Annotated in this window: 10 protein-coding genes; 7 read left to right on the top strand and 3 right to left on the bottom strand. The window is 64.7% G+C overall.

Translation table 11 applies throughout. From position 1 onward, the window contains the following. Together AS156_RS38400 and AS156_RS38395 are read right to left on the bottom strand one after the other, a co-directional pair. Positions 1-1545 (bottom strand): indolepyruvate oxidoreductase subunit beta family protein, encoded by a 1545-nt coding sequence (locus tag AS156_RS38400; protein ID WP_066515501.1) that lies wholly within the window; start codon positions 1543-1545, stop codon positions 1-3. Continuing rightward, entirely contained in the window at positions 1542-3704 is a 2163-nt protein-coding gene (locus tag AS156_RS38395; protein ID WP_066515494.1) for a thiamine pyrophosphate-dependent enzyme, read from the bottom strand. Before AS156_RS38395 ends, AS156_RS38400 begins: the two co-directional genes overlap by 4 nt. 268 nt (positions 3705-3972) lie before the next feature. Here AS156_RS38395 and AS156_RS38390 point away from each other — a divergent pair, with 268 nt between their 5' ends. The 6 genes from AS156_RS38390 to AS156_RS38365 all read left to right on the top strand — a co-directional run bounded on the left by AS156_RS38390 (position 3973) and on the right by AS156_RS38365 (position 10006). Then, entirely contained in the window at positions 3973-5148 is a 1176-nt protein-coding gene (locus tag AS156_RS38390) for an acyl-CoA dehydrogenase family protein (RefSeq protein ID WP_066515492.1), read from the top strand. A gap of 63 nt (positions 5149-5211) precedes the next feature. Further along, positions 5212-6339 (top strand): cupin domain-containing protein, encoded by a 1128-nt coding sequence (locus tag AS156_RS38385; RefSeq protein ID WP_066515490.1) that lies wholly within the window; start codon positions 5212-5214, stop codon positions 6337-6339. Positions 6340-6350: 11 nt separating this feature from the next. Continuing rightward, complete coding sequence (locus AS156_RS38380) at positions 6351-7262, top strand: fumarylacetoacetate hydrolase family protein (RefSeq protein WP_066515488.1); 912 nt, start codon at positions 6351-6353, stop codon at positions 7260-7262. A 21-nt stretch (positions 7263-7283) separates the two neighbouring features. Beyond that, positions 7284-7919: a flavin reductase family protein gene (locus tag AS156_RS38375; RefSeq protein ID WP_245313249.1), complete on the top strand. Its 636-nt coding sequence runs from the start codon at positions 7284-7286 to the stop codon at positions 7917-7919. A 21-nt stretch (positions 7920-7940) separates the two neighbouring features. Then, positions 7941-9032 (top strand): NAD/NADP-dependent octopine/nopaline dehydrogenase family protein, encoded by a 1092-nt coding sequence (locus AS156_RS38370; protein ID WP_066515482.1) that lies wholly within the window; start codon positions 7941-7943, stop codon positions 9030-9032. After that, complete coding sequence (locus AS156_RS38365) at positions 9029-10006, top strand: 3-hydroxybutyryl-CoA dehydrogenase (protein ID WP_082747966.1); 978 nt, start codon at positions 9029-9031, stop codon at positions 10004-10006. The genes AS156_RS38370 and AS156_RS38365 overlap by 4 nt, the downstream gene beginning before the upstream one ends. A gap of 96 nt (positions 10007-10102) precedes the next feature. Here the strand turns inward: AS156_RS38365 and AS156_RS41590 are convergent, their stop codons facing one another. Beyond that, on the bottom strand, positions 10103-10945 hold the full coding sequence (locus AS156_RS41590; protein ID WP_082747965.1) for a class I SAM-dependent methyltransferase: 843 nt from the start codon (positions 10943-10945) through the stop codon (positions 10103-10105). A gap of 277 nt (positions 10946-11222) precedes the next feature. On the opposite strand from AS156_RS41590, the gene AS156_RS38350 reads away from it, so the two are divergent. Beyond that, entirely contained in the window at positions 11223-12287 is a 1065-nt protein-coding gene (locus tag AS156_RS38350) for an IS630 family transposase (protein WP_066503481.1), read from the top strand. Positions 12288-12300: the final 13 nt, after the last annotated feature.

Here is a 12300-nt window from a genome sequence, read left to right as displayed (position 1 = left end):
TCAGGCGTCCTCGAACAGCGTCTCGACGGTACGCAACGCGCCGTCGAGCTCGGCACCATCGGCATCCTTCAGCGCGATCTTGGTCAGCCGCTGCACCCATTCGGCGGCGTCACGCCGGCCGGCCAGGCGTTCGGATGCCCGCATGACCTTGTCGAACTTCGATTCACCGCGGGAATGCGTGTCGGAATAGCCGCCGACAAGGCGGCGGGCCTCACAGACGGCGGTGGCAAGCGCGATATCGCTTGCCGCGAATTTCCGGATGCGCTGCGCCCAATCGTCGAGATGACGCGTCTCGCGCGCGTGGCGGAGCGTACCACGGCGGAAGCGTCGCAAGCCTGCGACGCAGTACAGCAGCAGGAAGGACGCCGGCGCGGTGGTGCGAAGTTTGCGTCCGCGATCGACCAGCCGCGCGAGCCGCTCGCTGCGTTCGATCCTCTCGCCAAGCCGCGGCGGCAAGAGTCCCGCCATTTCCTCGATCCGCGGATGGAAGAACTCGGTGATGGCAATGACCTGGTCGTCGCCGGCCCGCACCTCGCGGCGCACCCGGCTGAACCGTCCTGCGCGCGTCTTGAGGTCGGCGACCCGGATGACGTCGTCATAGGCCATCGCGACCGCGAGATATTTGGCGAAGGCTTGCAGCAAACCGGTCGCATCGCGCGGCATGGCCTCAAGCCGGTCGAGATATTCGCCGCCATAGGCGACATCCTGGAAATCGACCACGCGCTGCAAGCCGGCGGCGACGATACCGTGCAGCTCAGCCGGCAACTGGCGCGCCCGCGCGACCAGCGCGTCGTAGCCGGCATGACCGATCGGTTCGAGCGTCGGAAAGCGCTTGGCGAGCGGCGGCTTTGCCGTGGGCCTGACCTTTGGGTCCTGCTTCAGCGCAGCGGCGGCGCGCTCGCGGCCGGCGGCGAACGCGCGCAGGCTGGACTCGACGCCGACGCCTGCGGCCCGGATCGTCCCTTCAAAATCGTCGGTCGCAAAGGGCAGGGCGCCGGAGCCGGCGAGGGCGCCGAACAGCACCGAGGAGACCACGCTGCCGGTGGCATCGGCGATCTCGGCCATGTCGAACGCGATGAAGCGGTTGGCGGCGACATTGGCGGCGTCGTAGACCTGCGATGCGTCGGCCGTGCCGTCCCCGGGAGCCGTCTTCTCGATCACGGCCAAGGAGCGGTGCGAAGAGCCGATCAACAGCGTACGGTCGGGTGACACCAGTCCGCGCAGGATCGCGCGGCCGGCTTCCATCAGTTCCGCCCCGATCACGATATCGACCTTGCCTGGCGCGGGCATCAGCGACAGCACGGGATGGCGATCGGGTTTGCTCGCATCGGGCGCGATCATCTCGATGTAGTAGATCGTGGCGCCGGTGCGCTGGGCGACGCCGGGCACCGACGTCGATTGTGCGTACCATCCACGGCGCTCGGTGAGCGCAACGATCCAGTCGACCAGGACACCGCCGCCCTGGCCGCCCATCGCAAGCACTGCGACGCTGATCGGGCGGGCCTGGCTGAGGCCGACAGAGGAGGGCGCGACCGAGACGTTCATGCCGCCTCCTGCTCGAATAGGACGCGCCGCCCGGCCCGCCAGCGCTGCAAGGCGCCGATCATGCGCCGCCAAAGACGGTCGAACCGCGCTTCGAACGTGGTCGGGTTGGACACGATGTCGGCGCGATAGAAGGACGGGCACAGCACGGCGGCGTCCGCGACCTCGCCGCAATGACCGCAGCCGACGCAACTGTTGTCGACGGCGGCGACCGGATTGTCCTTCAGCGGGTCGCTGGTCGGCTTCACCGAGAGCGACGGGCAGCCGGAGAGGCGGATGCAGGCATGGTCGCCGGAACAGACGTCTTCATCGACGCCGAAGCGCTCGCGCACGATGCGCTCGCCGCGTTTGGTGGCGGCCGCCACCAAAGGTTTCACGCGGCGCTGCTTGTTCAACATGCACTCGGACGAGGCGACGATGATCTTCGGTCCCTTTTCCTCCGTGGTCAGCGCCTCGCGCAGGGTGTCGCGCATCCGCGTCACGTCGTAGGTGCGGTCGATCTGGCGCACCCATTTGGCGCCGACGCCTTTCACTGCCTCGACGATCGGATGCTTGGTTGAGCGCGAGCGGTTGTCGGCACGCGATGAGGGGATGTCTTGGCCGCCGGTCGCGGCGGAATAGTAATTGTCGACGACCACGATCACGCCGTCGTGTTGGTTGAAGACGGCGTTGCCGACGCCGCTGGTCAGCCCGTTGTGCCAGAATCCGCCGTCGCCCATCATCGAGATCGAACGCTTCGCCGCTGATACGTTGAAGGCCGAGGCCGACGCGGGGCCGAGGCCGTAGCCCATCGTGGTGGCGCCAATATTGAACGGCGGCAGGATCGAGAACAGGTGGCAGCCGATGTCGGCGGCGACATGGTGTGGGCCGAGTTCCTTCTCCACCAGCTTCATCGCGGAAAAGATCGGCCGCTCCGGGCAGCCGGTGCAGAAGCCCGGCGGCCGCGGCGGCACCACGTCGGCAAGTGCGCGGATCTTGTCGTCGACCTCGACGCGGTCGATGTTCGGCGCGCGCGCGGAATCCGGCAGCGCGTCCGGGCGCCAGCGGCGGATAAAGGCGCCGATCGCCTGGCTCATCACCTGCGCGGTGTATTCGCCGGCCATCGGGAACAGGTCCTTGCCGTGCAGCTTGGCCGGAATGTCCGCGTTGCGCAGGATCTTGTGCAGCGCCTGCTCGATGAATTCGGGTTGACCCTCCTCGACCATCAGCACGGCCTTCTTGCCGCGGCAGAACTCGATCACCTCGCGGTCGACGATCGGGTAGGTCACGTTCATCACATAGAGCGGAACCCGCGTCTCGCCCCAGATGTCGGCGAGGCCGGCCTCGCGCAGCGCCGTGACGACACCGTTGTACATGCCCCCCTGCATGATGATGCCGATGTCGTCCAGATCGCCGTTGAACGTCTCGTTCATACCGCGGGCGTGGATGAAGTCGACCGCCGCGGGCCAGCGCTTCTCGACCTTCTCCTTCTCGTGCAGATAGGAGGCCGGCGGCAGCACGATGCGATTGGTGTCACGCTGCGGCTGCTCGAGCGCGCGCGACAGCGGAAAGCTGGGCCGGACGTTATCGCGGGTGGCGAAGCGACCGTGCACGTGGCAGGCGCGAATCCGAACCTCCAGCATCACAGGCGTATTCGACGCCTCCGACAGTTCGAAGGAATCGTGCACGGCCTTGACGATCGAGGCCACGTCGGGGCGCGGATCGACCAGCCAGAGCTGCGACTTCATCGCAAAGGCGTGCGACCGCTCCTGCATGATCGAGGAGCCTTCGCCGTAATCCTCGCCGATGATGATGAGCGCGCCGCCGGTCACGCCGCCCGAGGTGAGGTTGGCGAGCGCGTCGGACGCGACATTGATGCCGACCGGCGCCTTGAAGGTGACCGCGCCGCGGATCGGATACATCACCGATGCAGCGAGCGTCGCGGCCGCGGTCGCTTCGCTCGCACTGGTTTCGAAATGCACGCCAAGGTCGGACAGGATATCCTGCGCGTCCGACAGCACGTCCATCAGATGCGAGATCGGCGCGCCCTGGTAGCCGGCGACATAGCTGACGCCGCATTCGAGCAGGGCCTTGGTAATGGCAAGGATGCCTTCGCCGCGGAATTCCTGGCCGGCGCCGAGCTTGAGGTCTTCCACCTCGCGCGCGAAAGAGCGTTCTGCCATGCTCGTCTCCTCGAGACTTCCACGGTGTTGCGGACGACCGAATATAGTTTAGACATCAAACAAAAATGATGTCAATCGAACTCGCGGGTTTCGGTGCTCGGGAACGTCATGCGCCGATCGGCGCGCAATCTGAAGCTTGTTTCATAGGATTTGTGCGCAGCAGCGTGGCTTCACGGTTGGATCGGCTTGCTTGACAAGATATTTTAAGAGTGAAACATTATTGGAGCGCGTTGCGCTTCGCGGCGTGCGGCCTTTGCGGGAGAGTCACATGACCCCGGTTTCGCCATTACGCGGGCCATCGCGCGATCACCTCGCGTGGCCGTTCTTCGAGTCCCGCCACAGCGACTACGCAGCCGCGCTCGATGCGTTTGCCGCCGATCTCGGCGATACCCATGGCGGTGATGTCGACGGAACCTGCCGCTCGCTGGTTCGCAGGCTCGGTGCCGCGGGGCTGCTCGAGGCGTCGGTCGCCGGCGACCAGATGGATGCGGTGATCGATTCCCGGATGATCTGTCTCGCCCGCGAAACGCTGGCCTGGCACAGCGGGCTTGCCGATTTCGCCTTTGCGATGCAGGGGCTTGGCACCGGCGCGGTGGCGATATCGGGTTCGCCCGAGTTGCGCGCATTGGTGCTGCCCAAAGCGCGGCGTGGCGAATGGGTCGCCGCCTTTGCCCTGTCGGAGAAGGACGCCGGGTCCGACGTCGCGGCGATGGGCTGCAGCGCAAGGCGTGAGGGCGACCACTACATCCTGGACGGCGAGAAGACCTGGATCTCCAACGGCGGCATTGCCGATGTCTACACGTTGTTTGCGCGAACCGGCGAGGCGCCGGGTGCGCGCGGCATTTCGGCCTTCATCGTCCTCCCGGACGATCCCGGCTTTTCGATCGCCGATCGCATCGATGTGATGGCGCCGCACCCGTTGGCGACGCTGCGTTTCGAGGGCTGCCGGATTCCGGCGGCGCGGCTATTGGGCGCGCCGGGCGAAGGCTTCAAGATCGCGATGCGCACGCTCGATATCTTCCGTGCGTCGGTTGCTGCCGCCGCGCTGGGATTCGCCCGCCGCGCGCTCGACGAGGCGACGGCGCACGCCAAAAGCAGGCGGATGTTCGGCGGCGTTCTGGGCGACCAGCAATTGACGCAGGCTGCGCTCGGCGACATGGCCGCTGATGTCGATGCCAGCGCGCTTCTCACCTATCGGGCGGCCTGGCGGCGTGACGTGCAGAAGGCGTCCACGACGCGCGAAGCGGCGATGGCCAAGATGGTCGCGACCGAAACCGCGCAGACGGTGATCGACCGCGCCGTGCAGATGTTCGGTGGGCGGGGCGTGCGCTCGGGTGAGATCGTCGAGCAGCTCTATCGCGAGATCCGTGCCTTGCGCATCTATGAAGGCGCGACCGAGGTTCAGAAGCTGATCATCGGCCGCGACGTCCTGAAAGGGGCCTGATCGAGGACCGCGCTGGGGTCAATGACGACGAGGCGCCGAAGGCGCCCGGGATAGGAGGGCGAGATGGCAGGCAAAGCGCGTGAGAACCATCGGGAAGACGTGGCCGGACGCGCCAATGTCGAGGACACGCCCGAGCTGCTCGCCTATTATAACGAACTGGAGCGGCTGGAGGCCGGCGCGCTCTGGACGGTCGCCAACAAGATCGAGCCCTGGCAGCCCAAATCATCCTCCGTCCCAGTGCTGTGGCGCTACGAGGACCTCCGCGCCCATGTGTTGCGCTCGGTCGAACTGGTGTCGCCGGAGAAGGCCGGACGCCGGGTCATCTACCTGAACAATCCCGGCCGACGCGAGCATGCCGCCGCAGTCGGCTGGCTGTATTCGGGCCTGCAGGTCATGCACCCGGGCGAAGTCGCTTCAGCGCACGCCCATTCGGCATCGGCGCTGCGCTTCATCATGGAGGGCGAGGGCGCCTACACCATCGTCGACGGCCACAAGATGACGCTCGGCGCCAACGACTTCGTGCTGACGCCGAACGGCACCTGGCACGAGCATGGCGTCTCCAGCGACGGCACGCCCTGCATTTGGCAGGATGGCCTCGACATCCCCCTGGTCAACGCGCTCGAAGCCAACTTCTATGTCGTTCACCCCGACTTACAGCAGCGCGTCGGCTATCCCGTGAACGACATGACGCACTCCTGGGGCAATCCCGGCCTGCGTCCTGCGGGTGCCGAATGGTCCAGGGGCTATTCACCGCTCCTGAAATATGAGTGGGGGCCGACCTACGAGGCCCTGCAGCGCTATGCCAAGGCCACCGAAGGCTCGCCCTACGACGGTCTGCTGATGAACTACGTGAATCCGGTGACCGGCGGCCCGGTCATGCAGACGATCGGGGCGTCGATGCAGATGCTGCGGCCGGGCGAGAGCACGCAAGCGCATCGCCACACCGGCAGCTTCATCTATCAGGTCGCCAAGGGCCGCGGCCACTCGATCATCGACGGCAAGCGGTTCGACTGGAAGGAGAGGGACATCTTCTGCGTGCCGTCCTGGGCCTGGCATGAGCACGCCAATGCTTCCGCCAGCGAGGATGCCTGCCTGTTCACGTTCAACGATCTGCCGGTCATGCACTCGCTCGGGCTCTATCGCGAGGAAGCCTTCGGCGACAATGGCGGTCGCCAGCCCCTCGTGTCCTAGGAGAGAAACCTGTGCGTCTCGTGACCTATCGGAGCAGCGTTGAAGCTGCCGCCCGTCTCGGCGCGGTTGTCGACGATCTGGTCGTCGATGTCGAGAAGGCCGGCCAGCACGCCGGAGCGCTTCTTCCTTCGTCGATGCTGGATTTCATCGATCTCGGCCCGCAGGCGCTGGCGGCGCTCAAGGCGATATTGAACGAGGGCAAAGCTCGCTGGCCGGTCGGCGCCGCGTTGCCGCTTGCCAATGTCCGCCTGCTGGCGCCGATCCCGCGGCCGCGCAAGAACATCTTCGGCATTGGCCTGAACTATGTCGAGCACGTCGCGGAATCCTCGCGGGCTCTCGACACCGCAAAGGATCTGCCCAAGCAGCCGATCATCTTCTCGAAGCCTCCGACTAGCGTCATCGGACCGGATGAGGCGATCCAGCACAACAAGAAGATCACGCAGCAGCTTGACTGGGAGGTCGAGCTTGCCGTCGTGATGGGGCGGACCGCACGGCGGGTGGCGGAGGCGGACGCGCTCAACTACGTGTTCGGCTATAGCGTGATGATCGACGTCAGCGCGCGCGACAATCGCTGCGCCGGCCAATGGATCTACTCCAAGGGCCAGGACACCTACGCGCCGTTCGGTCCATGCATCGTCACCGCGGACGAAATCGCCGACCCGCACGCGCTCGATCTCTGGCTGACCGTCAATGGCGTCGAAAAGCAGCGGTCGAATACGCGACACATGCTGTTCAAGGTCCCGCTTCTGATCGCGGATATTTCGGCCGCGATCACGCTCGAGCCAGGCGACATCATCGCGACCGGAACGCCCGAGGGCGTCGGCGCCGGGCGCAGCCCGAAGGAATGGCTGTGGCCGGGCGATGTGGTGGAAGCGGAGGTCACCGGCATCGGCCGGCTCCGCCATCCCGTGGTGGCGATCTGAGGGGCCGGCATGATCTTCGATATGGAGACGCTGGAAGCGCAGAACCGCTACAAGATCCTGACGGCCACGGTGACGCCGCGGCCGATCGCCTGGGTCACCACACTCTCTGTAAGCGGTGTGATCAATGCCGCGCCTTTCAGCTTCTTCAATGTGATGGGGCATGAGCCGCCGACGGTGGCGATCGGGCTTCTGGCGGGCGCGCAGCGCTTCAAGGACACTGCGGCGAATATTCTCGAGACCGGGGAATTCGTCGTGAATCTCGTGGCCGAGCGCAACGCCGAGGCCATGAACATCACCTGCATCGATGCGCCGCCCGAGATCGACGAGCTCGAGCTGGCGGGACTGACGCCGGCAGCCTCGCAGGCGGTGCGCCCGCCGCGCATCGCCGAATCGCCGGTGTCGTTCGAATGCCGGGTTCTCGCTTCGCTCGTAACTGGCCCGCGGCAGACCGTGGTGATCGGACGTGTGGTCCGGGCCCATGTCGACGATGCGGTGATTATGGACAGGGAGCGCTGCCACATCGATACCCAGGCGCTACGCCTGATCGCCCGCATGCACGGCAGCGGCTGGTACGCGCGCTCTGCTGAGCTGTTCCAGATCGATCGACCGACCTGGGCAGCCTGGCAGGAAAAGAACAGCGAAACGACGCCTGCGTAACGACTTGAAGCGGAGGACATCTTGAAGATTGCAGTGTTGGGTGGGGGGAATGGTTCGTTCGCGGCTGCGGGGGATCTAGCGCTGGCAGGGCACGAAGTTTGGCTTTGGCGGCGCAATCCAGGCGATGTCGAGGCGCATCGGGCTCAGGGCGGCACGATCACCGTCATCGACCGCGCGGGCCGCCGCGATGCCAGGCTCGCGGCTATCACCCCGTCGATGGCGGAAGCCGTCGAAGCCGCCGACTTGATCCTGTGTCCGGCGCCGGCGTTCGCGCAGCCGGCGATTGCCAAGCTGGCAGCGCCGCATCTGCGCAGCGGCCAGGTCGTGTTCCTGCCGCCGGGCACGTTCGGCTCCTACATCTTCGCCCGCGCCGCGCGTGATGCCGGCAATCACGCGGAGATCGCGACCGCCGAGACAGGGACGTTGCCGTGGCTTGCGCGCAAGCAGGGCCCTTATGCCGTCCGCATCTCGGGCCGGGGCGCACGGTTGCCGACCGGCGTGTTTCCGTCGCGTCTCGCCCGTCACGCGCTGGATGTGATCGGACGCGCGTTTCCGAATGCCATCGAGCCGTGCGGCGATGCGCTCTCGGGAGCGCTGATGAATGCCGGCCCCATTATCCACCCGCCGCTGATCACGATGAATGCCGGTCCGATCGAACACTTCGACAAGTGGGACATCCACAAGGAAGGAACCCAGCCGGCGATCCGCCGCGTCACCGATGCGCTCGACGCCGAACGCATCGCGATCCGCGAGGCGCTCGGTTATCGAGGTCCGCATTTCCCGCTGGCGGATCACTATTCACGCGATGGCGAGCCCTGGATGTATGCGCGCGACGCGCATGAGCAGCTCACGGATTCCGGTGACTGGTCCGAACGCCTCGTTCTGACCGAGCACCGCTATATGCTGGAGGACCTGCGCCTGGGTCTGTCGTTCCTGGCTTCCGTGGGCGATCTTGCCGGTGTCCAGACGCCGCTGGTGAAGGCGTTCCTCGCGATCGGCTCGGCCGTCACGGGCGAAAATCTTGCGGCGACCGGCCGGACCTTGTCATCGCTCGGTCTTGGAAACCTCGACAGGGCTGCATTGCAAAATCTTCTCGCGGAGGGTTTTCGATGAAGCCGGTCATCGGATGCCTCGGCGCCGGACGAATGGGGCGAGGCATTGCCGTCGTATTCGCGTTCGCCGGATACCGGGTTGTTGTCATCGACTTCAAGGAGCGGGAAGCTTCGGCGTTTGAGGCGCTGGCGGCCGATGCAAGGGCGGAAATCCGTTCAACGCTCGATATCCTCTCGCGCATCGATCTCCTGCCCGCGGGGCTCGTGTCCACCATCGCCGAAAGGATCACGATCGTGCCCCGGCAGGAGGCGGCAGCGTCGCTTCCGCGTTGCGACGTCATCTTCGAGGGGATGCCGGAGATCCTCGAGCTGAAGCAGGCGGCGTTGGCCGAGGCCTCGCGGCTTGCCGGCGAAGGTCCGATCATTGCCTCGACCACGTCGACCATCCTGGTCGACGATCTCGCCGGTTCGATCGAGCACCCCAGTCTCTTCCTCAATGCGCACTGGCTCAATCCAGCCTTTCTGGTGCCGCTGATCGAGATATCGCCGGGCAAGCTTACGGCGCCGGAGACCACGGCGCGGATGAAGGCGCTGCTCGAAGGGATCGGCAAGGTCCCGGTCGTCTGCGCCGCGCGACCGGGCTTCATCGTGCCGCGAATCCAGACGCTGGCGATGAACGAAGCGGCTCGCATGGTCGAAGAGGGTGTTGCGTCCGCCGAGGATATCGACAAGGCCGTCATTCATGGCTTCGGCTTCCGCTTCGCGGTGCTGGGCCTGCTCGAGTTCATCGACTGGGGTGGTGGCGACATCCTGCATCATGCCAGCCGCTATCTGGTCGAGGCGCTGGGTGACGGCCGTTACGCCGCGCCGCCGATCATCGCGTCGAACATGCGCGAAGGACGCATCGGCATGAAGACCGGGCAGGGCTTCATGAACTATGACGGCGTCGACCAGGCCGCCTATCGCGAGCAGCGCCTCGCGGCGTTTGTGTCGGCGCTACGGGCGATGGGGCTTGCCCGCGATCCTGTCGCGTAACGCGCAGTCGTCAGTCGTAAGTCTCCGGGGTCGATCCAGCGAAACGCCATGCCAAGCGATCGGCGTCACGGTGCTCCATCGGAAATAGGATGGGACCTATTCCTGTCGCGGCTTTACCCCACTTCCAAGAATGGCGGGCATGGGGACCTGGAAGCGGTCCTCCTTTCGGAATAGCTGATCCATTCCTTCAGCGACGGCGACGTTGATTGCCGAGAGAGCTGTGCTGTCTTGCGCAAGAAGCAGGGCCCTCATCCTTACTCCTCCCTGCAACGGCAGATTGACCAATCCGGCCGCAGTTTCCAGCAGCAACATCTGAGCGACAGTAACCGCAGCGACATCGGAGAACTCCGCTTGCGCAAGCGCGGCCTTCATATCCTTCGGATCGCCGAACTGAAAGAAATCGGGTCCGTGCGGCAGGGGAACGTCAAGACGCCCGTGAGCTTTCACCGCCCCCAAAAGAAGGCCGAAGCCATTGGCTGGCGAGGGGCGTTCCCAAACGCTGATCGCCACGCGGCCGCCGGGACGAAGAACACGACGCATTTCCGCCAAAGCGCGGTCCGGCTCGGGGACATGGAGTATACCGTAGCCGCAAACGACGGCATCGAACGCATTATCGGGATATGGCAGATCTTGCGCGTCCCCTTGGCGACAATCGACCGACGGAGCGTTCCGGCGGGCGGCGGCGACCATGACCTCCGAGAAGTCGACAGCGCATACCTTGGCCCCGCGCTCCGTAGCAGCCAGGGCAAGCACACCGTGTCCCGTGCAGACATCGAGCACGTCACATGCGCCAATGACCCCAGCAGCATCGAGCGTGACATCAACCGACTGCGCGGTCAGCGGACCAAAGACAGCTTCGTAACCCTCGGACACTGCGTTCCATCCGCTTCGCTCAAAGTCTCGAAAGGCGTCCGGCTGGTTCGACACCTGAATTGGCATATCCCGCCCCCTATGAGGGTTGTCGCGTTCAGAAAGAGCAACGGCAGTTGAAAATATTACCCGCGAGACGTAGCGAACAGAAGCTGGGAGGTGTCGGCTGCCTTCACAAGGAGCAAATGACCGCTTATGGCCCGTCGCGACATACTGCGCTGCCGCACGAACCAGGTCGCTGTGAGCCAAGCGGACGTAGTCACCAGTCACACAACGCTGCGGGGCTTATAGGTACACGGCCTAGTACCCGCTTTTCTTGGAACGTGAGTCGTGATTCAAGGTCGGGATGATACCCGAAGCAAGAGAAGTCCGCCTTTCGAGGAAAGATCGCAAGGTGCTTGAGGCGTGTTGTCGCTCACCGATGACATTGCAGCGCGATTTGAAGCGGGCGCGGATAGTCCTGTTAGCGGCGGACGGGCGCAGCACCCGGTCGATCGCCAAGGAAGTTGGGGTCCAGCCGCGGATTGTCAGCGTTTGGCGGCATCGCTATGCCGACCAAGGCCTTGAAGGGCTGCAAGACAAGCCGCGGCCCGGCAAGCAGCCGATCTATACGAAGACGACCGACAAGCGGATTCTGAAGCTGCTGGATAAGCCGCCCCCGCAAGGGTTTGCGCGCTGGACCGGCCCTCTGCTGGCCGAGGCGCTAGGCGATGTTGACGTCCAATATGTCTGGCGGTTCCTGCGCAGCCACAAGATTGACCTCGCGGCTCGCAAGTCCTGGTGTGAGAGCAACGACCCGAACTTTACGGCCAAAGCCGCCGATGTCGTTGGCCTTTACGTCGCCCCGCCGGCGAAGGCTATTGTGCTCTGCGTGGACGAGAAGCCCTCGATCCAGGCTTTGGAGCGAGCGCAGGGCTATCTGAAGTTGCCCAATGGCCGCGCCTTGACCGGCCAGAGCCACGATTACAAGCGGCATGGCACCACGACATTGTTTGCAGCGCTCGAAGTCGCCACCGGAAAGATCATCGCTACGCATTCAAAACGCCGTCGCCGTGTCGAGTTTCTCGATTTCATGAACAGCCTCACCGCGGCCTTTCCGGGCCGAAAGCTTCACGTCATCCTCGACAACCTCAACACCCACAAGAAGAATGAGAGCTGGCTCAAGGCCCATCCCAATGTGCAATTCCATTTCACACCGACGAGTGCGTCCTGGCTCAACCAGATCGAGGTATGGTTCTCAATCCTGCAGGGGCAGTCGCTCAGCGGCACCTCCTTCACAAGCCTCAAGCAGCTTCAGGAACACATCGATGCCTACGTCAACGCCTACAACGACAAAGCCGAGCCCTTCGTCTGGACCAAGAAAAAGATCCGTCAACGCCGTTTCAAGGGCCGCCGTATCAATCAACTCTGATTCCGGGTACTAG

The organism is Bradyrhizobium macuxiense, from assembly GCF_001542415.1.
In the GTDB taxonomy this organism is placed as follows: domain Bacteria; phylum Pseudomonadota; class Alphaproteobacteria; order Rhizobiales; family Xanthobacteraceae; genus Bradyrhizobium; species Bradyrhizobium macuxiense.
Note: the sequence above shows the minus strand (reverse complement) of the source record. Positions and strands in the feature narration are given on the sequence as shown.